Source organism: Streptomyces sp. NPDC005566 (genome assembly GCF_040605575.1).
GTDB lineage: Bacteria > Actinomycetota > Actinomycetes > Streptomycetales > Streptomycetaceae > Streptomyces.
This window is the reverse complement of record NZ_JBEXDB010000003.1, coordinates 325,517-348,625: the sequence shown is the minus strand read 5'-3', so window position 1 is coordinate 348,625 and position 23,109 is coordinate 325,517. Positions and strand designations below refer to the sequence as shown.

Annotated in this window: 19 protein-coding genes; 10 read left to right on the top strand and 9 right to left on the bottom strand. The window is 69.6% G+C overall.

The window, feature by feature from the left end; genetic code table 11:
• Nucleotides 1-42 precede the first annotated feature (42 nt).
• A complete protein-coding gene (locus ABZS61_RS06890) occupies nucleotides 43-942 on the bottom strand; it encodes a D-alanyl-D-alanine carboxypeptidase (RefSeq protein WP_356417076.1) in 900 nt (299 codons plus the stop codon).
• A 197-nt stretch (nucleotides 943-1,139) separates the two neighbouring features.
• On the opposite strand from ABZS61_RS06890, the gene ABZS61_RS06885 reads away from it, so the two are divergent.
• Both ABZS61_RS06885 and ABZS61_RS06880 read left to right on the top strand, forming a co-directional pair.
• Entirely contained in the window at nucleotides 1,140-1,802 is a 663-nt protein-coding gene (locus ABZS61_RS06885; RefSeq protein ID WP_356417074.1) for a GntR family transcriptional regulator, read from the top strand.
• On the top strand, nucleotides 1,799-3,106 hold the full coding sequence (locus ABZS61_RS06880; protein WP_356417072.1) for an MFS transporter: 1,308 nt from the start codon (nucleotides 1,799-1,801) through the stop codon (nucleotides 3,104-3,106). Before ABZS61_RS06885 ends, ABZS61_RS06880 begins: the two co-directional genes overlap by 4 nt.
• 97 nt (nucleotides 3,107-3,203) lie before the next feature.
• Here ABZS61_RS06880 and ABZS61_RS06875 read toward each other — a convergent pair whose 3' ends face one another.
• On the bottom strand, nucleotides 3,204-4,028 hold the full coding sequence (locus ABZS61_RS06875) for a maleylpyruvate isomerase family mycothiol-dependent enzyme (RefSeq protein ID WP_356417070.1): 825 nt from the start codon (nucleotides 4,026-4,028) through the stop codon (nucleotides 3,204-3,206).
• A gap of 198 nt (nucleotides 4,029-4,226) precedes the next feature.
• On the opposite strand from ABZS61_RS06875, the gene ABZS61_RS06870 reads away from it, so the two are divergent.
• Nucleotides 4,227-5,024 carry a carbon-nitrogen family hydrolase gene (locus tag ABZS61_RS06870; protein WP_356417068.1) on the top strand — a complete coding sequence of 266 codons (798 nt, stop codon included), beginning with the start codon at nucleotides 4,227-4,229 and terminating at the stop codon, nucleotides 5,022-5,024.
• Nucleotides 5,025-5,067: 43 nt separating this feature from the next.
• Here ABZS61_RS06870 and ABZS61_RS06865 read toward each other — a convergent pair whose 3' ends face one another.
• Nucleotides 5,068-5,574, bottom strand: coding sequence for an LURP-one-related family protein (locus tag ABZS61_RS06865; protein ID WP_356417066.1), 507 nt, complete (start codon nucleotides 5,572-5,574; stop codon nucleotides 5,068-5,070).
• A 64-nt stretch (nucleotides 5,575-5,638) separates the two neighbouring features.
• Between ABZS61_RS06865 and ABZS61_RS06860 the strand changes: the two genes are divergently transcribed.
• Complete coding sequence (locus ABZS61_RS06860) at nucleotides 5,639-7,450, top strand: NHL domain-containing thioredoxin family protein (RefSeq protein WP_356417064.1); 1,812 nt, start codon at nucleotides 5,639-5,641, stop codon at nucleotides 7,448-7,450.
• 164 nt (nucleotides 7,451-7,614) lie between these two features.
• On the opposite strand, the gene ABZS61_RS06855 is transcribed toward ABZS61_RS06860, so the two are convergent.
• The 3 genes from ABZS61_RS06855 to ABZS61_RS06845 all read right to left on the bottom strand — a co-directional run bounded on the left by ABZS61_RS06855 (nucleotide 7,615) and on the right by ABZS61_RS06845 (nucleotide 11,227).
• Nucleotides 7,615-7,836: a DUF6458 family protein gene (locus ABZS61_RS06855; RefSeq protein WP_356417062.1), complete on the bottom strand. Its 222-nt coding sequence runs from the start codon at nucleotides 7,834-7,836 to the stop codon at nucleotides 7,615-7,617.
• Nucleotides 7,837-7,940: 104 nt separating this feature from the next.
• The gene (locus tag ABZS61_RS06850) at nucleotides 7,941-9,239 is read right to left on the bottom strand and encodes a M18 family aminopeptidase (protein ID WP_356417060.1); all 1,299 of its coding nucleotides are present in this window, start codon (nucleotides 9,237-9,239) and stop codon (nucleotides 7,941-7,943) included.
• Nucleotides 9,240-9,400: 161 nt separating this feature from the next.
• Nucleotides 9,401-11,227 (bottom strand): acyl-CoA dehydrogenase, encoded by a 1,827-nt coding sequence (locus ABZS61_RS06845; RefSeq protein ID WP_356417058.1) that lies wholly within the window; start codon nucleotides 11,225-11,227, stop codon nucleotides 9,401-9,403.
• A 166-nt stretch (nucleotides 11,228-11,393) separates the two neighbouring features.
• Between ABZS61_RS06845 and ABZS61_RS06840 the strand changes: the two genes are divergently transcribed.
• The 3 genes from ABZS61_RS06840 to ABZS61_RS06830 all read left to right on the top strand — a co-directional run bounded on the left by ABZS61_RS06840 (nucleotide 11,394) and on the right by ABZS61_RS06830 (nucleotide 14,115).
• On the top strand, nucleotides 11,394-11,834 hold the full coding sequence (locus tag ABZS61_RS06840) for an SseB family protein (RefSeq protein WP_307126116.1): 441 nt from the start codon (nucleotides 11,394-11,396) through the stop codon (nucleotides 11,832-11,834).
• 180 nt (nucleotides 11,835-12,014) lie between these two features.
• Complete coding sequence (locus tag ABZS61_RS06835) at nucleotides 12,015-12,971, top strand: pirin family protein (RefSeq protein ID WP_356417055.1); 957 nt, start codon at nucleotides 12,015-12,017, stop codon at nucleotides 12,969-12,971.
• A gap of 88 nt (nucleotides 12,972-13,059) precedes the next feature.
• On the top strand, nucleotides 13,060-14,115 hold the full coding sequence (locus ABZS61_RS06830) for an AI-2E family transporter (RefSeq protein ID WP_356417053.1): 1,056 nt from the start codon (nucleotides 13,060-13,062) through the stop codon (nucleotides 14,113-14,115).
• Nucleotides 14,116-14,142: 27 nt separating this feature from the next.
• Here ABZS61_RS06830 and ABZS61_RS06825 read toward each other — a convergent pair whose 3' ends face one another.
• The gene (locus tag ABZS61_RS06825; RefSeq protein WP_356417051.1) at nucleotides 14,143-16,251 is read right to left on the bottom strand and encodes a SpoIIE family protein phosphatase; all 2,109 of its coding nucleotides are present in this window, start codon (nucleotides 16,249-16,251) and stop codon (nucleotides 14,143-14,145) included.
• 195 nt (nucleotides 16,252-16,446) lie between these two features.
• Between ABZS61_RS06825 and aspS the strand changes: the two genes are divergently transcribed.
• The 3 genes from aspS to ABZS61_RS06810 all read left to right on the top strand — a co-directional run bounded on the left by aspS (nucleotide 16,447) and on the right by ABZS61_RS06810 (nucleotide 20,280).
• Nucleotides 16,447-18,264 carry an aspartate--tRNA ligase gene (gene aspS, locus ABZS61_RS06820; protein ID WP_356417049.1) on the top strand — a complete coding sequence of 606 codons (1,818 nt, stop codon included), beginning with the start codon at nucleotides 16,447-16,449 and terminating at the stop codon, nucleotides 18,262-18,264.
• 139 nt (nucleotides 18,265-18,403) lie between these two features.
• On the top strand, nucleotides 18,404-19,324 hold the full coding sequence (locus tag ABZS61_RS06815; protein ID WP_356417047.1) for an intradiol ring-cleavage dioxygenase: 921 nt from the start codon (nucleotides 18,404-18,406) through the stop codon (nucleotides 19,322-19,324).
• A gap of 206 nt (nucleotides 19,325-19,530) precedes the next feature.
• Entirely contained in the window at nucleotides 19,531-20,280 is a 750-nt protein-coding gene (locus ABZS61_RS06810) for a hypothetical protein (RefSeq protein ID WP_356417045.1), read from the top strand.
• A gap of 75 nt (nucleotides 20,281-20,355) precedes the next feature.
• Here ABZS61_RS06810 and metG read toward each other — a convergent pair whose 3' ends face one another.
• Nucleotides 20,356-21,969, bottom strand: a complete 1,614-nt coding sequence (gene metG / locus ABZS61_RS06805; protein ID WP_356417043.1) for a methionine--tRNA ligase — start codon at nucleotides 21,967-21,969, stop codon at nucleotides 20,356-20,358.
• 217 nt (nucleotides 21,970-22,186) lie between these two features.
• Nucleotides 22,187-23,109: VWA domain-containing protein (locus ABZS61_RS06800; protein ID WP_356417041.1), on the bottom strand; the 923-nt coding region annotated here is incomplete at its 5' end.

The following is a 23,109-nucleotide window of genomic DNA, read 5'->3' as shown; positions in this document are numbered from 1 at the left end:
CGCGATGCGGGAGGCCCCTCTCTCCGTATGACGTGTTTGGAGCTACTTCTTGAAGCCGTAGTCCATGAGCTTCGTCGCGTCCGCGGTCCGGGTGGTCGAGGACGTCGACGTGAGCACGGTGCCGATGACGGTCCTGCCGTTACGGGTCGCGGCGAAGACCAGGCAGTACTTGGCCGTCGGGCCCGAGCCGGTCTTCACACCGATGGCGCCGGTGTAGCTGCCGAGCAGGGTGTTGGTGTTGGACCACGACATGTAGCGGTAGCCGCCGGTCTTCGTCGTGACCTTCTGCTTCGTCGACTTCGTCTTCACGATGGCGCGGAACGTGGAGTTCTTCATCGCGCCACTGGCGATCGTCGTCAGATCGCGGGGCGTCGAGTAGTTCGATCCGCTGCTGATGCCGTCGAACGAGTCGAAGTGCGTGTTCTTCAGGCCGAGGGCCTTGGCATCGGCGTTCATCTTGCCGATGAAGGACTTGACCCTCGCCGCGCGGGTGGTGCCGGTGCCGAACTTGTCGGCCAGGGCGTACGCCGCGTCGCAGCCGGACGGCAGCATCAGCCCGTAGAGGAGCTGGCGGACCGTCACCTTGTCGCCGACGATCAGCCGGGCCGACGAGGCGGTCTTGGAGACGATGTAGTCGCTGTAGGCCTTCTGGATCGTGACCTTGGTGTCCAGGTTGAGGTTCTTCTGGCCCAGCACCACCTTGGCGGTCATTATCTTCGTGGTGGAGCCGGTGGAGCGGCGGATGTCCGCGCTCTTGCTGTAGAGCGCCCTCGCGGTGCCGTTGTCCATCACGAAGCCGCCCTTGGCGGCGATCGTGGGCGTGGGCGGAGTCGCTGCCTGTGCCGTGGAGGCGAACGCGCTGCCCGTGAGGACAGCGCCCGCGGTGAAGACCACGGTGGCGGCAACGGTTGCGCGATTTATGCCCTTAAGACCGATTTTCAAGTCAAACGCTCCAAATACCGCCGAAATGCGGCTACATGAGGGTGCCGCTCGAAGGTGAGACTCCTGAAAGCCGCGAATGGATGTATCCCCGAGCGGGTGATTTCGGCCGCCCGGCCGACGGGCAGTGCGGCTCCGGGTCGGGTCCCGCATCGTGGACGGCTCCTGTCATGGGTACATGTTGTATCTATGCTGTGTGCATGCCCGCCGCACCCCCTGCCCCCGTCAAGCAGCCCCCCGCCGCCGAGCGTGTGTACACGCACATCAAGAAGGCGGTCCTGGACCGTCGTTACGAGGGCGGCACCCTCCTCACGGAGGGCGACCTGGCAGAGGCCGTGGGAGTGTCCCGTACCCCTGTGCGGGAGGCACTGCTGCGCCTCGAGGTCGAAGGGCTGATCAAGCTCTACCCGAAGAAGGGCGCCCTGGTGCTCGCCGTGTCCGCGCAGGAGATCGCGGACGTCGTGGAGACCCGGCTGCTCGTCGAGGAGTTCGCCGCCCGCAAGGCCGTTCCCGCTCCGGCACGGCTGATCGCCCGGCTCGAACAGCTGCTGGCGGAACAACGGCAGCTGGCCGAGGAGGGGGATCTGTCCGCCGTATCGGTGAAGGACCGCTGTTTCCACGCAGAGATCGTGCGGAACGCGGGCAACGAGATCCTCTCGCGCCTCTACGACCAGCTGCGCGACCGGCAACTGCGGATGGGCGTCGCCGTGATGGAGGCGCACCCCGGCAGGGTCGCCGCCAACATCACCGAGCACGGCGAGCTGCTGGACGCCATCAGGGCCGGTGACGCGGAAGGCGCCGCGCAGGTCGTGCGCCGCCACGTCAGCCGGGTCAGGGTGCTGGTCAGGGGTGATGACCGGTGACATCCGGCGCCCCCACCCTCTCCCTGCCGGGCGATCCGCCCGGCGGCCGGCGTGCCGCCCGGATCTGGGGCATCGGGGTGGCCGTCTACTTCGTGGCCATCATCTTCCGTACGAGCCTGGGCGTCGCGGGGCTCGACGCCGCCGACCGGTTCGACGTCAACGCCTCGGCGCTGTCGACGTTCTCCATCCTCCAGCTGCTCGTCTACGCGGGCATGCAGATACCGGTCGGCCTGATGGTCGACCGGCTCGGCACCAAGAAGGTCCTCACCATCGGGGCGGTGCTCTTCACCCTGGGACAGCTCGGCTTCGCGCTCTCCCCCTCGTACGGCCTGGCGCTCGCCTCCCGCGCTCTGCTCGGCTGCGGCGACGCGATGACGTTCATCAGCGTGCTGCGCCTAGGTGCCCGCTGGTTCCCCGCCCGGCGCGGCCCGCTGATCGGCCAGGTCGCCGCGCTGTTCGGCATGGCGGGCAACCTCGTCTCGACCCTCTTCATCGCCCGCGCGCTGCACGGGTTCGGCTGGACCGCGACCTTCGTGGGCAGTTCGCTCGCCGGCGTGGTGGTGCTGGTCGTGCTGATGCTCTTCCTGAAGGACCACCCCGAGGGCCACGAACCGCCGCCCGCCGAACACGCGGGTGCCGCCTACGTGCGCCGGCAGATCGCCGCCGCCTGGCGGGAACCGGGCACCCGGCTCGGCATGTGGGTGCACTTCACCACCCAGTTCCCCGCGATGGTCTTCCTGCTGCTGTGGGGCATGCCGTTCCTGGTGGAGGCGCAGGGGCTGAGCAGGGGCACCGCCGGTGAACTGCTCACCCTGGTGGTGCTCTCCAACATGGTGGTGGGCCTCGTCTACGGGCAGATCATCGCCCGGCACCATGCGGCGCGCACCCCACTGGCCCTCGGTACCGTCGCGGTGACCGCGCTGCTCTGGGCGGCGACGATCCTCCACCCCGCGGACCACGTTCCGATGTGGCTGCTGGTCACCCTGTGCGTGGTGCTCGGTTCCTGCGGACCCGCGTCGATGATCGGCTTCGACTTCGCCCGGCCCGCCAATCCGCCGGAGCGTCAGGGCACCGCGTCGGGCATCGTCAACATGGGCGGATTCGTCGCCTCGATGACCACGCTGTTCGCGGTCGGCGTGCTGCTGGACGCGACCGGTGACAACTACCGCATCGCGTTCGCCTCGGTGTTCGTCCTGGAGGCGCTCGGGGTGCTGCAGATCCTGCGGCTGCACGCGAGTGCCACGCACCGGGAACGCGACCACCACGTGGTCAGCCGGGTGGAAGCCGTGCACGTACCCGCGTGACCGCGCCCCGGCGGCGCGCCCGTCCCAGTCCTTCGACGGACGGGCGCCGCCGGTCACGTCACTCCGGTACGCAAGCCCCGTCAGTGCCTCGACGGCACTACGACGTCACGACGAAGTTCCGCAGGATACCGGCCGCCAGGTCCTGGTCGCCGTCGACCTTGATCCGGTCCTCGACCGCATGCGGGCGCACCCTGCCGCAGGCCAGGCGGTAGTACGTCTCCCAGTCCATCCCCAGGGTCGCCGCGGGGCCCAGGGACGGCGCGCCGTCGACCGAACCGCGTCCGTCCCCGTCGACGCGGACCGTGCGCAGGAACTCCACGGGACCGTGCACATCGAACACCACCGCCGAATTGGGCGGCGCGCCCGCGTCCTTGGCGACCACATCGGGCAGCGCGGCCAGGAGGGTGTCCCGCGCGATCAGGGCGCCGGGGGAGTCCATGTTCCCCGGCCGGCCCAGCGTCGCACGCAGATCCTGCTCGTGGACCCAGACGTCGAAGGCCCGCATGTGCAGGGCCAGTTCCAGCGTCTGCTCGGCGCCCAGCGGCGCCCGCACCATCGTCTCGGGCGCCCGCGCCTCGTTGCGCAGCTGGCGCATCCGGCGGATGAGCGTGTACTCCAGCTCGGAGGTCATCTCCGGCGCCGTGTGGTGGCGCCGTACGTCGACCTGCATCTCCATGTACCGCTGGTGGTCGTTCTGCACGTGGTAGAGGTCGCGCGGCAGTGTGTGGATCGGGCGCGGATCGCCGAGCTGCTCGCACTCCATGCCGATGACGTGCGAGACGATGTCGCGCACCGACCAGCCCGGGCAGGGTGTGCGGCGGTTCCACTCCCCCTCGGCGAGCGGCTTCACCAGCTCGGCTATCGACTCGACGGACTGGGTCCAGGCATCGGCGTAGGTCTGGAGGCTGGGATGGACGGTCACGGGACCCCTCGGGCGGTTCTGCGGTGCATGGGCTGGAGTGCAGGGAGTGCTGGCGGCTGGCCGGCACTGACGGCGCTGTCTGCGGGCTGCGTGGGAGGTTCGCTCGCTAAGTTACGCTGCGAGCAGGCACCCCGGCAGTGCTTTCGTGTGACGATCGTAGGCCCGTGTTGACGGCTCGAATGCCAGGACGGTGGTAGTGTGCGCGCCTCCCTCATCCAGATCGCAGTAGACCCGGACGAATCAGTCAATTCCCGTAGGGAACGAGCGGCTTCGCTGGTCGTGGCCCAGGGGGATGCGGATCTGGTGGTCCTGCCCGAGCTCTGGCCGGTCGGCGCCTTCGCGTACACCGCCTTCGCCGACGAGGCCGAACCGCTCCAGGGGCCCACCCATGACGTGATGGCGAAGGCCGCGGCCGAGGCCGGGGTCTGGCTTCACGCGGGTTCCTTCGTCGAGCGGGCCGATGACGGGACCCTCTACAACACCTCGCTGGTCTTCTCGCCCCAGGGTGAGCGGGCCGCCGCCTACCGCAAGATCCACCGCTTCGGCTTCGACAAGGGCGAGGCGGTGATGATGGGTGCCGGCGAGGAGCTCGTCACGGTCGCCCTGCCGCAGACCACTCTCGGTCTTGCCACCTGCTACGACCTGCGCTTTCCGGAGATGTTCCGGGGGCTGGTCGACGCGGGCGCCGACACGCTGGTCGTCGCGGCAGGCTGGCCGGAGCGCCGCCGCTCGCACTGGACGCTGCTGGCGCAGGCCCGGGCCGTCGAGAACCAGGCGTACGTCCTGGCTGTCGGCTCCTCCGGTACCCACGGCGGGGTCGAGCAGGCGGGGCACAGCATCGTCGTCGACCCGTGGGGCGAGGTGCTCGCCGAGGCGGGGGCCGCGGAGGAGGTGCTCACCGTGGAATTCGACCCGGCGAGAACGGCCACCACGCGGGAGCAGTTCCCGGCACTCAAGGACCGGCGCCTGGGTCTCGCCCCTCCGTCGCTCACGTAGGTACGGGCGGGCTGTTTCACGTGAAACAGCCCTGGTCCGGCTGTCAGCCCTCGTCGGCCTCCTTGTCGTGCTCCTTGTCCGCGAGGACGATCACGCACACCGCCACCGCGATGAGCAGAGATGCGTCGGCGTCCTCGCGCACGATGTCGATGCCGTACGTGTCCCGGACGGTGAGCCAACGCCGGGAGATCTGCGCGAGCAGTTCGCCGTCGTAGTCCACGGCGAACTCGCGGTCCAGGATCTTGCCGCTGACGTCGAGTTCGGTGCCGTCCACCAGGGTGACCCTGTAGTGGTTGCGGAGCAGGGAGAGCGTCTTCCGCCGGATCTTGGCGAGATCCTCCCCGTTCCGTTGGATGATCATGGTGTCGCGCAGGCTGAGCAGCTTCTGGCGGATCTCCACCAGGACCAGGCCGTCCGCGTCCTTGAGCTCGAAGGTGTCGCGGACCCGCATGGCTTTGCCGTCGACGAGGAAGAGCTTGCGCCCGTCCGTGTCCTCGATCCAGTAGTCGTCACCGACGGCGAACAGACGCTCACGTACGAGAAGTCTCATGGATCACAGGTTCCACGACACCCCACCGGAATGCGCGCAGGCAGAGGTGATGTTGACTGTTGTCATGACTGCACGTGCACGCGTTCGCGCCCCCGAACTGATCGGCAAGGGCGGCTGGCTCAATACAGGCGACCAGCAGTACACCCTCGCTGATCTGCGAGGACGCGTTGTGATCCTGGATTTTTGGACCTTCTGCTGTGTGAACTGTCTGCACGTCCTGGACGAGCTGCGCGAGCTGGAGGAGAAGCACCGCGACACCGTGGTGATCATCGGCGTCCACTCGCCGAAGTTCGTCCACGAAGCGGAGCACCAGGCAGTCGTCGACGCGGTCGAGCGCTACGAGGTGCACCACCCCGTACTCGACGACCCCGAGCTCGCCACCTGGAAGCAGTACGCCGTGCGGGCCTGGCCGACGCTCGTCGTCGTCGACCCCGAGGGCTACATCGTCGCCCAGCACGCGGGTGAGGGGCACGCGCACGCCATCGAGAAGCTCGTCGAGGAGCTGGAGGCCGAGCACGCGGAGAAGGGCACGCTGCGCCGCGGCGACGGCCCGTACGTGGCGCCCGAGCCCGTCGCCACGCATCTGCGCTTCCCCGGCAAGGCGCTGCTGCTGTCCGACGGTGGCTTCCTCGTCTCCGACACCACCCGGCACCGTCTGGTCGAGCTCGACGCGGACGGTGAGACGGTCCGCAGGCACTTCGGTGCCGGTGAGCGCGGGCTCGTGGACGGCGGTCCGGACGAGGTCCGGTTCAGCGAGCCGCAAGGGCTCGCGGTCCTGCCCGACGGCAGGATCGCGGTCGCGGACACGGTGAACCACGCGATCCGTGCGCTCGACCTCACGACCGGACTCACGACGACACTCGCCGGAACCGGCCGTCAGTGGTGGCAGGGCTCCGCGACCAGCGGTCCGGCCCGGGACGTGGACCTCTCCTCGCCGTGGGACATCGCCTGGTTCGGTGACCGGCTGTGGATCGCCATGGCCGGGGTGCACCAGCTGTGGACGTACGACCCGGCCGGGGACACGGTGCGGGTCGCCGCGGGGACGACCAACGAGGGGCTGGTGGACGGACCCGGCGCCGAGGCGTGGTTCGCGCAGCCGTCCGGTCTCGCCGCGGCCGAGGACCGGCTCTGGGTCGCCGACTCGGAGACGTCCTCGCTGCGCTACGTCGACCGGGAGGGCGCCGTACACACCGCGGTCGGTACCGGACTCTTCGACTTCGGCCACCGCGACGGCCCGGCCGGCCAGGCCCTGTTCCAGCACCCGCTGGGTGTCACGGCCCTGCCCGACGGCTCCGTCGCCGTCAGCGACACGTACAACCACGCCCTGAGGCGTTACGACCCCGGGAGCGGTGAGGTCACCACGCTCGCCACGGATCTGCGTGAGCCGAGTGACGCCGTGCTCGTCGACGGCGATCTGGTCGTCGTCGAGTCGGCCCGGCACCGGCTGACCAGGCTGCGGCTGCCCGAAGAGGCGGTACGTGTTGCCGACCAGGCGCACCGCACCAAGCGCGCCGCCACCGAGATCGCCGACGGAACGCTGCGGCTGGACGTGGTCTTCCAGGCACCCGCGGGCCAGAAGCTGGACACCCGGTACGGTCCCTCGACCCGGCTGCTGGTCTCCTCGACCCCGCCGGAGATGCTGGCGGAGGGTTCGGGGCCGGGTACGGACCTGGGGCGCGACCTGGTCCTGGCGGACGGTGTCACCGAGGGCGTCCTGCACGTCTCCGCGATGGCGGCGTCCTGCGACGACGACCCGGAGAACGAGTACCCGGCCTGCCATGTGCACCAGCAGGACTGGGGGGTGCCCGTCCGCGTCACCGCCGACGGGGTGTCCAGGCTCCCGCTGGTGCTGGCAGGCATGGACGACCGGGGCTGAGGACGCGGAAGCCGTCGGCGCCGTTGCGCAGCCCGTGGCGTCGGGCTGCGCAACGGCGCCGCATCAGCCGTTCCCCGAACCGCCGTGAGTCGAACAGGGTCCCGGGAACGCGTCGCCCCGGGGGCCGGCTCCACCCCGTACGACGCCGCGTCCGCGTACTCGGGTCACTGGTAGGGGCGCTCGTTGTCCGACACGACCGTGGTGGTGGGCGGCACGACCATGCGGCGACGGCGCGCGATGCTCATGTAGACGAAGACCCCGACGAGGCCGACCAGCATCATGATCCAGCCGACCATGTCGACGTTGACCGTGTCCAGCTTCCAGTCGGTGGCGAAAGCGAGAATCGCCCCGGCACCGATCAGGAGAATGCATCCTCCGAGCCCCATGATTTCCGCCTCCTCGACGACCCGGTGAATCCGGGCCGGTGTACCGGTCGCGTACCCGGCCCGGCAACAACCATGTCCCGGTGCCCCGTTGAGGCGGCGGAGGGTCAGCCGGCGAGGAACGCCGCCAGGGCGTTCGCCAGCAGGTAGGGGTCGTCGGCGCCGCACAGTTCGCGGGCGCTGTGCATCGACAGGATCGCGACGCCGACGTCGACGGTCTGGATGCCGTGCCGGGCGGCGGTGATCGGGCCGATCGTCGTGCCGCAGGGCATCGCGTTGTTGGAGACGAACGTCTGCCACTGCACGCCCGCCTTCTCGCACGCCGCCGCGAACACGGCCCGGCCGCTGCCGTCCGTCGCGTACCGCATGTTGACGTTGACCTTGAGGATCGGACCGCCGTTGACCACCGGGTGGTGCGTCGGGTCGTGGCGCTCGCCGTAGTTGGGGTGGATGGCGTGACCGGTGTCGGAGGAGAGGCAGATGGTTCCGGCGAACGCCCTGGCACGGTCCTCGTAGCTGCCGCCACGGGCGAACACGGAGCGCTCCAGGACCGCGCCGAGCAGCGGGCCGTCCGCGCCGGTGTCGGACTGGGAGCCGTTCTCCTCGTGGTCGAAGGCGGCCAGCACGGGGATGTACGGGATCTCGTCGTCGTTCAGCCCGGCCACGGCGGCCAGCGCGGCCGTCGCGGCGTGTACGGAGAGCAGGTTGTCCATGCGGGGTCCGGCCACCAGCTCGCGGTCGCGGCCCAGGTAGGCGGGCGCCTCGACGGCGTGCGGCATCAGGTCCCATCCGGTGACGTCGTCGGCGTCGACGCCGGCCTCCTCGGCGACGAAGCGGATGAGGTCGCCCTCCTCGACCTCACCGAGCCCCCAGATCGGCTGCATGTGCTTCTGACGGTCGAGCTTGAGCCCTTCGGTGTTGGCCGACCGGTCCAGGTGCACGGCCAGCTGCGGCACGCGCAGCAGCGGGCGGTCGATGTTCACCAGCCGGTGCGTACCGTCCCGGAGCGAGATCCGGCCGGCGAGGCCGAGGTCGCGGTCGAGCCAGGTGTTGAGGAGCGTTCCGCCGTAGATCTCGACGGCGATCTGCCGCCAGCCGTAGGACCCCGTGTCGGGCATCGGCTTGACCCGCAGGTTGGGGGAGTCGGTGTGCGCACCCGCGATCCGGAACGGGGTGTGGGCCGTGGCCCCCTCCGGCACGTACCAGGCCACGATCGCCCCGCCGCGCAGGACGTACTTCCCGCCCGTGGTGGCGTCCCATTCCGCGGTCTCCTCCACCTGCCGGAAACCTGCCTTCTCCAGCCGGGCCGCGGCGGCGGCCACGGCGTGGTACGGGGAGGGGCCGGCCATCAGGAAGGCCATCAGGTCGTCGGTGTGACCGCGGTCGAAGCGGAGGGGAGAACTCATGCTCTTCACTTTAACGACGGCTGAACGGGATCATTCGCCGCGTCGGACGAGGGCCGCGGCCCATCGTCCGGAAAAGGCCGCCGCCCGTGCGCCGGTCATGGAGACGGCCCGCCCCGGGTACCCGGGGCGGGCCGTCTCTGCCGAAGGCCGAACGGGAGACCTTAGAACGCGGCCTCGTCCAGCTCCATCAGCGAGTTGTCCACGGCCTCGGCGAGCGCGCGCTCGGCCGAGACACCCGGCAGGACGTTCGCGGCGAAGAACTTCGCGGCGGCGATCTTGCCCTGGTAGAAGGCGACGTCCTTCGCGGAGGCGCTCGGCAGCTTCTCGGCTGCCACGGCCGCACCCTTCAGCAGCAGGTAACCGACGACGACGTCGCCGGAGGCCATGAGCAGGCGGGTGGTGTTGAGGCCGACCTTGTAGATGTTCTTGACGTCCTCGCCGGTCGCGGTGAGGTCGGTGATCATCGTGCCGACGATCGCCTCGAGGTCCACGACGGCCTTGGCGAGGCTGTCCAGCGCGCCGGACAGCTCCTCGTTGCCCTGAGCACCCGCGAGGAACTTCTTCATCTCCTCGGAGAGGGTGTTCAGCGAGGCGCCCTGGTCGCGGACGATCTTCCGGAAGAAGAAGTCCTGGCCCTGGATCGCCGTCGTGCCCTCGTACAGGGTGTCGATCTTGGCGTCACGGATGTACTGCTCGACCGGGTACTCCTGGAGGTAGCCGGAGCCGCCGAAGGTCTGGAGCGACTGCGCGAGCTGCTCGTAGGACTTCTCGGAGCCGTAGCCCTTCACGATCGGGAGCAGCAGGTCGTTGAGGCCGTTCAGCGCCTTGGCGTCCTCACCCGCGGCCTCCTGCACCTGGATCGCGTCCTGGACGGAGGCGGTGTACAGCACGAGGGAGCGCATGCCCTCCGCGTACGCCTTCTGCGTCATGAGGGAGCGGCGCACGTCGGGGTGGTGCGTGATGGTGACCTTGGGGGCCGTCTTGTCCATGAACTGCGAAAGGTCGGTGCCCTGGACGCGCTCCTTGGCGTACTCCAGCGCGTTGAGGTAGCCGGTCGACAGGGCGGCGATGGCCTTCGTGCCGACCATCATGCGGGCGAACTCGATGATGCGGAACATCTGGCGGATGCCCTCGTGCTTGTCACCGATGAGCCAGCCCTTCGCGGGGTGCTGGTCGCCGAAGGTCATCTCGCAGGTGTTGGACGCCTTGAGGCCCATCTTGTGCTCGACGTTCGTCGCGTAGACGCCGTTGCGCGCACCGAGCTCACCGGTGGTCCAGTCGAACTCGAACTTGGGGACCAGGAAGAGGGAGAGCCCCTTGGTGCCCGGGCCCGCGCCCTCGGGGCGTGCCAGCACGTAGTGGAGGATGTTCTCGGACATGTCGTGCTCGCCCGAGGTGATGAAGCGCTTCACACCCTCGATGTGCCAGGAGCCGTCCTCCTGCTCGACGGCCTTGGTGCGGCCGGCGCCCACGTCCGAACCGGCGTCCGGCTCGGTCAGCACCATCGTCGAGCCCCACTGCTTCTCGACGGCGATCTCCGCGACCTTCTTCTGCGCCTCGTTGCCCTCGTCGAAGAGGATGCCGGCGAACGCCGGGCCGGACGAGTACATCCAGACGGCCGGGTTGGAACCGAGCAGCAGCTCCGCGTAACCCCAGATCAGGGAGCGGGGGGAGGTGGTGCCGCCGATCTCCTCGGGAAGGCCCAGGCGCCAGTACTCGGAGTCCATGAAGGCCTGGTACGACTTCTTGAAGGTGTCGGGGACCGGCGCGGTGTTGGTCTCCGGGTCGAAGACCGGCGGGTTGCGGTCGGCGTCGGCGTAGGAGTCGGCGAGCTCGTTCTCCGCGAGCCGGTTGATCTCGTCGAGGATGGTCTTCGCCGTGTCGACGTCCATCTCCGCGAACGGGCCGGTGCCGTACAGCTTGTCGCGCCCGAGGACCTCGAAGAGGTTGAACTCGATGTCGCGGAGATTCGACTTGTAGTGCCCCATGGGAAGGCTCCGTAATCAATAGCAGTGGCGCGCAGCGCCCCGTGGAGGAGTGAGGATCGGGCGACGGGCGGACGTGGGTATATCAGCTGACCCCTACGATGATGCTACCCGTCAGTAATAAGACGCAACCCCTCAAGGCTCGATGTGTCCGATTACTCTTTGCGGCATGTATGGCTACGACCAGAACCCGGGTGCACAGCAGCAGATGGGTGGCGGCTACGGCGAGCAGCCGCTGTATCCCGAACCCTCGCCGCCCTCCCTGGCCGACGCGGTACGGGCCTTCACGACCGGGTCCCTGTCGGCGGAGGACTTCCAGCAGATCTTCGCGACGTCGAAGGTCTACTGCCCACGCGGTGACAACCCCGGATTCCTGGCTCTGCACAACACCCAGCAGCCGGTGATCCCCATGTTCACCACGCTCAAGGAGCTGCGGCGTTATGCGGGCAAGGAGTCCAAGTACTTCGTGATCACCGGGGCCGAGGTGATCGACCTGCTGCCGACCGGCTACGGCTTCGTCCTGGACATGGAGGGCGATCACCGCATGGTCTTCGACGCCAAGGCCGTGGAGCAGATGGTCGACTTCGCCATGCGCCGCATGTACGGCTGAGGGTGGCGCAGGCTCGAGGCGTACGTCGCCGCGGCTGATCGCGGGACCCGGGGAGGGGCCCGTACCGACTGGGTACGGGCCCCTTCGTGCGGTCCGGGGCCGGGCGGGAATGAATGTCGCCTTGCTAGATGTTCACCATTCAACTAAATTGAATGCAGAAGACCTCCGGAGGTGGCTCCCATGCCCGCAGTGACCGTTGAAAACCCGCTGACCCTGCCCAAGGTCGCCGCCCCGGCCGATGCCGTGGCCCGTCCCGTGCTGACCGTCACGACCGCGCCGAGCGGATTCGAGGGTGAGGGCTTCCCGGTGCGGCGCGCCTTCGCCGGGATCAACTACCGGCACCTCGACCCGTTCATCATGATGGACCAGATGGGTGAGGTGGAGTACGCCGCCGGAGAGCCCAAGGGCACCCCCTGGCACCCGCACCGCGGCTTCGAGACCGTCACCTACCTCATCGACGGATCCTTCATCCACCAGGACAGCAACGGTGGCGGCGGCACCATCGAGAACGGCGACACCCAGTGGATGACGGCAGGCTCCGGCCTCCTCCACATCGAGGCCCCGCCGGAGTCCCTCGTCATGTCCGGCGGCCTCTTCCACGGCCTCCAGCTCTGGGTGAACCTGCCCAAGGCCGACAAGATGATGGCCCCGCGCTACCAGGACATCCGAGGTGGCCAGGTCCAGCTCCTCGCCTCCCCGGACGGCGGCGCGCTCCTGCGCGTGATCGCCGGTGACCTGGACGGCCACGAGGGCCCGGGGATCACGCACACCCCGATCACCATGGTCCACGCGACGGTCCGGCCGGGCGCCGAGGTGACCCTGCCGTGGCGCGAGGACTTCAACGGCCTCGCGTACGTCCTGGCAGGACGCGGGAGCGTCGGCCAGGAGCGCCGCCCGGTCCGCATGGGGCAGACCGCCGTGTTCGGTACGGGGTCCTCGCTGACCGTCCGTGCCGACGAGGCGCAGGACGGCAACACCCCGGACCTGGAGGTCGTGCTGCTCGGCGGCCGTCCCATCCGTGAGCCGATGGCGCACTACGGGCCGTTCGTGATGAACACCCAGGACGAGCTCAAGCAGGCCTTCGAGGACTTCCAGGCGGGCCGCCTCGGCACGGTGCCCGCCGTCCACGGCATGTGACCGCACCGCGGGGGGTACGGGTGACGGACCGTCACCCGTACGCCCGTGCGGGCGGGACACCGCGTCGGCCCCGTGATCGGGTGGAAGGGTGCCTACCCGGAAGCCCCTCCTGCCCGACATCGCGCGGCGGACGGCCGCCTGGTGCGGCGTGCTGCTCCTGGCCGCCGGTGTCGCGGCAGTGGCGATCTGGCTGGTCGTCGTGCTCAAGACGGCGGTCACCCCGGTCCTGCTCGCCCTGCTCGGCACGGCACTGCTGGGGCCGGTCCACCGCTGGCTGACCGCCCACAGGGTGAACAGGTCGCTGGCCGCCGGGCTCACCTGCGTGGCACTCGTCGGGGTGGTCGGCGGCGCCGGGTACATCGTCGTCACGGCGCTCGTCGACACGGGTGCCCAGATCGTCGACTCGCTGAAGGACACCGCGCAGTGGGTCGTCGACCACTTCGACATCGCCGGGGTCGCCGACGTGGACGACCTCGTCGACAACGCCAAGAACCTCGTCGAGAAGTTCGGTGCGAGTGCCGCGGGCGGACTCCTCAGTGGGATCAGCCTGATCGGCTCGCTCATCACCACCGGTGTGCTGGCGCTGCTGCTGACCTTCTTCTTCCTGCGTGACTCCGACCGGGCCGCGGGCCTCGCCCACAGCATCGCCCCGCGCGGTACCGGCGCCCTCGTGGAGGCCATGGGGCGCAGGGCCTTCGAGGCCGTCGAGGGTTTCATGCGCGGTACCACGTTCATCGCCCTCATCGACGCCCTGTGCATCACGGTGGGCCTGCTGATCCTGCGGGTGCCCGGCGCGGTGGGGCTGGGGGCGCTGGTCTTCGTGGGCGCCTACATCCCCTATCTGGGGGCCTTCCTCTCCGGCGCGGTCGCGGTACTGGTCGCGCTCGCCGACCGGGGGTTCGTGATCGCGCTCTGGGCGCTCGGGGTGGTGCTCGCGGTCCAGGTGCTGGAGGGCCATGTCCTGCAGCCGGCCATCCAGAGCCGCACGGTCCAGATGCACCCCGCCATGATCATGATCGCTCTGACGGCGGGCGCGAGCGTCGCGGGCCTGCTGGGCATGCTGCTCGCGGTGCCGCTCTGCGCGGCGGTGTTCGGCGTGATCGGTGAGCTGCGCAAGGGCTACGAGGCCGCTGAACCCTCATGACCGCCCGGCCGGCGACGGCCGCACGCCTCAGGACTCCGGTGGTTCCGTCGACTCGCACAGCTCGAACCAGATCGACTTCCCCTCCCCCCGCGGATCCACCCCCCACGTGTCGGCGAGCATCTCCATCAGGACCAGTCCCCGCCCGCTGGACGCCATCTCGCCGGGACGACGCTTGTGCGGGAGCTCGTCGCTGGCGTCGGCCACCTCGACGCGCAGCAGCCGTTCGCCCCGCTCCCCGCTCACCTCGGCGACCAGCAGGGCGTCCCCGTCCGTGTGGACCAGGACGTTCGTCGACATCTCCGAGACCAGCAGCTCCGCCGCGTCGATCTGCTCCCCGTCGGACCAGTCGTGCAGCAGCTCACGCAGCTGCTGCCGGGCGGCGGCGATGCGCTCGGGCTCGGCCTGGGCGATGGTCATCGCCGAGCGGCGCCCCGGTGCCGTGCGGGTCGTCGCGCCCTCCCGGCGCAGCACGAGCACCGCGATGTCGTCCTCGCGGCGGTCCACCAGGGGCCCGGTCGTGTAGTGCGAGCCCGGCCCGTGCACCGCCTGGACCAGGGCGTCGGCGAGCTTCTCCAGATCCTCGGTGGGTTCCTCGAGGATCGGTCTGAGCCTGGTCCAGCCGGTGGCCATGTCGTGCCCGCCGGTCTCGATGAGCCCGTCCGTGCACAACATGATCGTCTCGCCCGGTTCCAGGACGACGCGGGTCGTCGGATAGTCCGCGTCCTTCTCGATGCCGAGCGGCAGCCCTCCGGCGGTCTGGCGGATCACCGCGGTGCCGTCGACGCTGATCACCACCGGGTCGGGGTGGCCGGCCCGGGCGATGTCGAGGGTGCCGGTGTCCGGGTCGGCCTCCGCGTACAGACAGGTGGCGAAGCGTGCCGCGGCGGGCTCGTCCTCGTCCTCCGCGACGTCGTACGCCTCGGTGAGCCCGGACAGGAAGCGCGAGGCCCGGGAGAGCACGGCGTCGGGGCGGTGCCCCTCGGAGGCGTAGGCCCGCAGGGCGATCCGCAGCTGGCCCATCAGTCCCGCGGCCCGCACGTCGTGGCCCTGGACGTCACCGATGACGAGGGCGATACGGCCGTTGGGGAGCGGAATCATGTCGTACCAGTCGCCGCCGACCTGCAGCCCGCCGCCGGTCGGGATGTAGCGGGCGGCCACCGTCAGGCCGGGGACACCCGGGCCGAGGGACGGCATCATCGCCTTCTGCAGCCCCAGCGACAGCTCGCGCTCCGTCTCGGCCGCCCCGGCGCGGGCCAGCGCCTGTGCCAGCATCTTGGCCACGGTCGTCAGCACGGCCCGCTCGTCCGGCGAGAAGGCCACGGCGTGCCGGAACGCGGCCATCCAGGCGCCCATGGTGTGCCCCGACACGATCAGCGGCACGAAGGCCCAGGAGCGGCGTCCGAAGCCGCGGGCGAGCGGCCACGTGGTCGGGAAGCGCTGCCGGTACGCCTCGGGCGACGGGAGGTAGATGGCCTGCCCCGTCCGCACCACCTCGGCGGCCGGATAGTCGGTCTCCAGCGGCATGTCGATGAAGGGTTTCTCGTCGCCCATGTTGTGCCCGTGGTGGCCGACGACCGTCAGGCGCTCGCCCGAGACGCCGAAGACGGCCAGCCCGTCCGGCGAGAACCCGGGCATGGACAGGGACCCGGCGACCCGCAGGACCTCCTCGGTGGACCCGGCCTCGGCCAGCGCGCGCCCCGCGTCCAGCAGGAAGGCCTCGCGCGAGCGGCGCCAGTCCCCGGTGATCGGGGTGAGCGCTGCCGGTACTCCCGCCGACGGTTCGGCGACCTCCTGGAGGATGCCCATCAGCACGTACTCGAAGCGGCCCGGACTCTTGACGGGGACGGGCTTCGAGCGGCTGCGCACGGTACGGAGCACGGTGCCCTGCTCGTCCACGATCCGCAGTCTGGCCTCGGCCACGGTGTCCTCGGCGATCGCGAAGTTCACGACCCCGTCGATCTCGTTCCAGTCGGCCGGATGGAAGCGGGGGCGTACCTCCTCCGACGGGTAGACCGAGGCCTCGGCAGGCAGACCGAGCAGCCGGGCCGCCTCCGCGTCGAGCGTGACGGTGCCGGCTGAGCTGTCCCAGCTCCACAGACCGGTCACGATCGCAGCCAGGATCTCCTCGGTGCGCATTGCCCCACTTTAGGAAGATGTTCTCCACGGACGCCACCGAGGGACGGCCGCCCGACGGCCGTCCGCGCAGGGTCACCGGCTGCGTCCGGTGCGGCCCGGGAGCCCGTGCGGGGTCAATGTCAATGAAGTGGTGCGCCTACGGGCGGTAGCCTGGGGTGTCAATCCACCCCGACCGCGAAGACTGGATGAACGACGATGCATCGGTACAGGTCCCACACCTGCGGCGAGCTCCGCGCCTCTGACGTCGGCACCGACGTCCGGCTGAGCGGCTGGCTGCACAATCGCCGAGACCTGGGTGGCATCCTCTTCATCGATCTGCGCGACCACTACGGTCTGGTGCAGCTCGTCGCCCGCCCCGGCACTCCCGGCAACGACGCCCTGTCGAAGCTGACCAAGGAGACCGTCGTCCGGATCGACGGCAAGGTCTCCGCACGCGGCGCCGACAACGTCAACCCGGAGCTCCCGACCGGCGAGATCGAGATCGAGGTCACCGAGGTCGAGGTGCTGGGCGAGGCCGCCCCGCTGCCCTTCACGATCAACACCGAGGACGGGGTCAACGAGGAGCGGCGCCTGGAGTACCGCTTCCTCGACCTGCGCCGCGAGCGCATGCACCGCAACATCATGCTGCGCTCGTCCGTGATCGCCTCCATCCGCTCCAAGATGGTGGCCCTCGGCTTCAACGAGATGGCGACCCCGATCCTCGCCGCGACGTCCCCCGAGGGCGCCCGCGACTTCGTGGTCCCGTCCCGTCTGAACCCGGGCAAGTTCTACGCCCTGCCGCAGGCGCCGCAGCAGTTCAAGCAGCTCCTGATGATCTCCGGCTTCGACCGCTACTTCCAGATCGCGCCGTGCTTCCGCGACGAGGACGCCCGCGCCGACCGCTCGCCCGGCGAGTTCTACCAGCTCGACGTCGAGATGTCGTTCGTCGAGCAGGAGGACGTCTTCCAGCCGATCGAGAAGCTCATGACGGAGCTCTTCGAGGAGTACGGCAACGGCCGCCCCGTGACCTCGCCGTTCCCGCGCATCCCGTTCCGCGAGTCGATGCTGAAGTACGGCAACGACAAGCCGGACCTGCGTGCCCAGCTGGAACTCGTCGACATCTCCGACATCTTCGCGGACTCGGAGTTCAAGGCCTTCGCCGGCAAGCACGTCCGCGCCCTTCCGGTGCCGGACACCGCGGGCCAGTCCCGCAAGTTCTTCGACGGCCTCGGTGCGTACGCGGTCGAGCACGGCGCCAAGGGCCTCGCCTGGGTCCGCGTCGGTGAGGACGGCACGCTGGCGGGACCGATCGCCAAGTTCCTCACCGAGACCGACGTCAAGACCCTCACCGAGCGTCTGTCCCTCGTCCCCGGCCACGCCGTCTTCTTCGGCGCGGGCGAGTTCGACGAGGTTTCCAAGATCATGTCCGTCGTCCGCGTCGAGGCCGCCAAGCGCGCCGGCCACTTCGAGGAGGGCGTCTTCCGCTTCTGCTGGATCGTCGACTTCCCGATGTACGAGAAGGACGAGGACACCGGAAAGATCGACTTCTCGCACAACCCGTTCTCCATGCCCCAGGGCGGCATGAAGGACCTGGAGGAGAAGGACCCGCTCGACATCCTGGCGTGGCAGTACGACATCGTCTGCAACGGCATCGAGCTGTCCTCCGGCGCCATCCGTAACCACGAGCCCGAGGTCATGCTGAAGGCCTTCGCGATCGCCGGTTACGAGGCGGAGACCGTCGAGAGGGAGTTCGCGGGCATGCTGCGCGCGTTCCGCCTCGGCGCCCCGCCGCACGGTGGCATCGCCCCGGGCGTCGACCGCATCGTGATGCTGCTGGCCGACGAGCCCAACATCCGGGAGACGATCGCCTTCCCGCTCAACGGCAACGCCCAGGACCTGATGATGGGCGCCCCGAGCGAGCTGGACGAGACCCGCCTGCGCGAGCTGAACATCCAGCTCCGCAAGCCCGTCGCGTCGGCCAAGGAGAAGGCGGAAGCCAAGGACTCGGTGGCCAGGGACACCGGCGCGAAGTAAGCGGTTCCGCTTCGGTTCCACGTGAAACAGTCCCCGGCCGCTCAGGCCGGGGACTGTTTCGTGCGCGCACGGGATACGCACAGCAACGCACAGCCTGCGCCCACGTCCCTGCCAGCTGGGCTGCCTAGCCTCACCCCTCATGACAGAGAATCAGGGACCCGCACACAAAAAGGATCTGACCCGCCGACGCGTGATCCTCGCAGGTGGTGCGGCCGTGGCCGCCGCGGGCATCGGTGCCGGGGTCGTCGCGACCGCCTCGGCCGGCGAGGGGAAGAGCGGCACCACCAAGAAGACCGCTCAGGGCGAGGCGTGCTACCGGCTGACCTCGGAGACGACCGAGGGCCCGTACTACATCGACGCCGACAAGATCCGGAAGGACATCACGGAGGACAAGGAGGGCATTCCGCTGACCCTCCGGCTCAAGGTGATCGACTCCGACACCTGCAAGCCGCTGAAGCGGGCCGCCGTCGACATCTGGCACTGCGACGCGCTGGGGATCTACTCCGGTTACGAGAGCATGAGCCAGGGCGGCCCCGGCGGTGGCGGGACCCCGCCGAGCGGCGCACCCACCGACGCGCCCACGGGCACTCCGACCGGTACTCCCCCGTCCGGCGGCCCCGGCGGCGGAGGCGGCGGGCACAGCGAGCCCACCGACGACGAGCGGTACCTGCGGGGCACACAGCTCACGGACAAGCACGGGTACGTGGAGTTCAGGACGGTCTTCCCCGGCTGGTACCAGGGCCGTGCCGTGCACGTCCACACCAAGGTGCACGTCGGCGGGAAGATGACCGACGCCGGGTACGAGGGCGGACACACCTGCCACACCGGCCAGTTCTTCTTCGCGGAGTCGGCGGTCCTCGACTCGGCCAGGATCGAGCCGTACTCGACCAGCACCACCACCCGCACGACGCTGACCGAGGACACCATCTACGACCGGAGCGGTGTCACGGGCGGGCTGCTCGAGCTCAGCTACGGCAAGGGCCGCATGGCGCGCGGTGTGACCGGCTCGATCACGATGGGCGTCGACCCGGACGAGACCAACGACGGCACCGGTCTCTAGGGCTCTCCGTCACCTGGAGAAGGGTCCGGAACCGCACGGTTCCGGGCCCTTCCCGCCGCGCACGGACGGCCGTGCGGAACTTCCCCGGCCCCGGGCGCATGGAACCCGTACAGCCGGATGGCCCCGGTTCCGATTCGACGCCGCGGGGCCCGGCAATGACTGGCACCGAGGAAGACCCACCGCCCGTCATTGAGGAGCTCCGCACCGTGTCACTCCTGCGCCGCCCGTATGCCCTTCTCGTCGTTCTGTTCCTGCTGGTCATCGGCTGCTCCGCCGGTGCGGTGCAGACCTCGGCGCCCCGTGGTGCCGCCGGTCCCGAGTCCTCGGCCGCGGCGTCCCCCTCTCCCGAGCCCGTCCCTCCCCGGGAGATTCCGGGGCTGGGCCCGAACACCCGGGCGCAAATCCCGGACTCGGCCCGGCAGGCCGTCGTGGTGACCGGTGAGGGCCCCGACGCCAACCGCTCCACGGCCGTCCTCTACACCCGCGACGACCCCGCTCTCGGCTGGAGACCGGAGGCAGGCCCCTGGCCCGCTCACAACGGCATGGAGGGGTGGACGGACTTCCACATGGCGGACGACCTCAGATCGCCCATCGGCGTCCACAGCCTCACCGACGCGGGCGGCCGCCTCCCCGATCCCGGCGCGCTGCTTCCGTACGACGAGCAGCCGCGCTTCGCGGTGAGCGGCGAGGGCTTCTACGGGGAGCCCCTGGACGGCTCCTTCGACTATGTCATCGCCATCAACTACAACCGGATCCCGGGCACCACCCCGCTGGACCGCACCCGGCCGCTCGGCGAGGAGAGGGGCGGCGGCATCTGGATCCACGTGGACCACGGCGGCCCGACGCAGGGCTGTGTCTCGCTTCCCGAGGAACGGATGAGGGAGCTCCTGCTCATCCTGGACCCGGTGAAGTACCCCGTGATCGTGATGGGGGACGCCGCTGCGCTGGGGGTGTGAGCACCGTACGCACGAGAGCCCGGGACCGATGGCCGGTCCCGGGCTCCGCTGCTGCCTGCGGAAGGCCGCGTACTCCTAGGCGGGCTTCTCCTCCAGGCGCGGGAACAGCACCGCGCCCTTCGTCACCGTCGTCCCCACGGCCAGCTGTCCCCAGCGGCCCGCGTCCTGCACCCGCTGCTCGCTCAGGGCGCCCAGCGACACCTCGGCGCCCAGGGACTCCCACAGCTTCTGCGAGGTGTCCGGCATCACGGCGTTGAGCAGGACCGCGACACCGCGCAGCGACTCGGCCGCCGTGTACAGGATGGTCGCGAGCCGGGCCTGGCCCTCGGGCGACTCGTCCTTGGCGACCTTCCACGGCTCCTGCTCCGTGATGTAGCCGTTGACCTGCTTCACGAAGTCGAAGATCGCCAGGATGCCGCCCTGGAAGTCCAGCTCCTCGCCGATCTTCAGGTCCGCCGTGGCGACGGCCTGCGCGAGGCCCTCCTGGACCGCCCTCTCGGCGTCACCGGCGGCCGTGGCCTCCGGGAGCGCGCCGCCGAAGTACTTGCCGACCATGGCCGCGACCCGCGAAGCGAGGTTGCCGTAGTCATTGGCGAGCTCCGAGGTGTAGCGGGCGCTGAAGTCCTCCCAGGAGAACGAGCCGTCGCTGCCGTACGCGATGGCCCGCAGGAAGTACCAGCGGTACGCGTCCACGCCGAAGTGCGAGGTCAGGTCCTGCGGCTTGATGCCCGTCAGGTTCGACTTGGACATCTTCTCGCCGCCGACCATCAGCCAGCCGTTCGCGACGACCTTGCCGGGAAGCGGCAGGCCCTGCGCCATCAGCATCGCCGGCCAGATGACCGAGTGGAAGCGCAGGATGTCCTTGCCGATCAGGTGCACGTTCGCGGGGAACGTGCCGTCGAACTTCTCCTGGTTGGCGCCGTAGCCGACCGCCGTCGCGTAGTTGAGAAGCGCGTCGATCCACACGTAGATGACGTGCTTCGGGTCCCACGGCACCGGGACGCCCCAGTCGAACGTGGAGCGCGAGATCGACAGGTCCTGCAGACCCTGCTTGACGAAGTTCACGATCTCGTTGCGCGCGGACTCGGGCTGGATGAAGCCCGGGTTGGCCGCGTAGAACTCCATGAGCTTCGGGCCGTACTCGCTCAGCTTGAAGAAGTAGTTCTCCTCCTTGAGGAGCTCCACCGGCTTCTTGTGGATCGGGCACAGCTTCGTGCCGTCCTCGGACTCGATCAGGTCGCCGGGGAGCTTGTACTCCTCGCAGCCCACGCAGTACGGGCCTTCGTACCCGCCCTTGTAGATCTGGTCCTTGTCGTACAGGTCCTGCACGAACTCCTGCACACGGTCGGTGTGCCGCTTCTCCGTCGTACGGATGAAGTCGTCGTTCGCGATGTTGAGGTGCTCCCAGAGGGGCTTCCAGGCCTCCTCGACGAGCTTGTCGCACCAGGCCTGGGGTGTGACGTCGTTCGCCTCGGCCGTGCGCATGATCTTCTGACCGTGCTCGTCCGTGCCGGTGAGGTACCACACCTTCTCGCCGCGCTGGCGGTGCCAGCGGGTGAGCACGTCGCCTGCGACGGTCGTGTAGGCGTGCCCCAGGTGAGGAGCGTCGTTGACGTAGTAAATGGGGGTCGATACGTAGAAACTCTTCACGCCGTCGCCCCCTTGCTTCTCGGATCCAGTGGCCGCCATGGTCGAAATCCTAACGGCCCTCGGGGGTTCCGATCACATCGATAAAGGCGGCCCGGCACTCGGAGGGCTCTGCGGAACATCCCACCGTGTACGGCGGGGGCGCGGCGCTTGCCCTCCTGGGCCCGGTCGACGGCCCTCTGCTGTGGCCACGGCGGTACGGTCACGGCGCTGCCCGGCCCGGGGGCGGGCTCGCCGTGACCGTACGGCCGCCGGTGGATCAGTCCCCGGCGACGATTCCGCGGGCGGCGGCCCAGGCGGGGAGCCCGGCGAGCACCTCGCGGTAGAACGTCGCGTCGGGCACCTCGCGCGGGGCCGGACCGGCGTGGAAGAACCCGGCGTTCTCGACGTCCAGCCTGCGCAGGAAGTCGAAGCCCTTCGCGTCCTCGTCACCGAACGCGACGAACTGGAAGAACAGCGGCAGCCGTGCCGCGTCCGCCAGCGCCTGCTTCGCGGCCTGCTTGGCGTCCGGAGCGCCGTCCGTCTGGAAGATCACCAGAGCGGGGCCGGTGGCCTCGGACTTCTCGTAGTGCGTGACGATCTCCTCGACGGCCCGGTGGTAATTGGTACGTCCCAGGCGCCCGAGACCCGCGTGCAGCTCGTCGATCCGGCCCTCGTGGGCGGTGAGGTCGATCGCGCCGGTGCCGTCGATGTCGGTCGAGAAGAAGACGACGGGCACGGTGGCGTTCTCGTCCAGGTGCGCGGCGAGTGCCAGGGTGCGGTCGCCCAGGTGCTGCGCGCTGCCGTCCTTGTAGAACGACCGCATCGACCCGGACCGGTCGAGCACCAGGTAGACGTTCGCCCGGAGGGCGGTGAGCCCGTGCGCCTTGAGCCCGGCCTGCGCCGCCTTGTACGGGGTGACGAGCTCGGGCGCGGCGGCCTTGACCCGGGCGAGGGTGACGGCGGGCTTACCGCCGGCAGCGGGGGCCGTGGCTGCTGCGGCGACCTCGGTGACCGGCTCGGCCTCTACGACCTCGGCGACCGGCTCGGGCACGATGGCCGACTCGACGACCGGGGTCTCGTGGGCGGCCTCGGCTTCAGCGGCCTCGGCGACCGGCTCCGGCTCGGGGGATGCTTCGACCTCGACGATCTTGACGATCGATTCAGGGGCGACCTCGGCCTCGACGGCCTCGGCGACCGGCT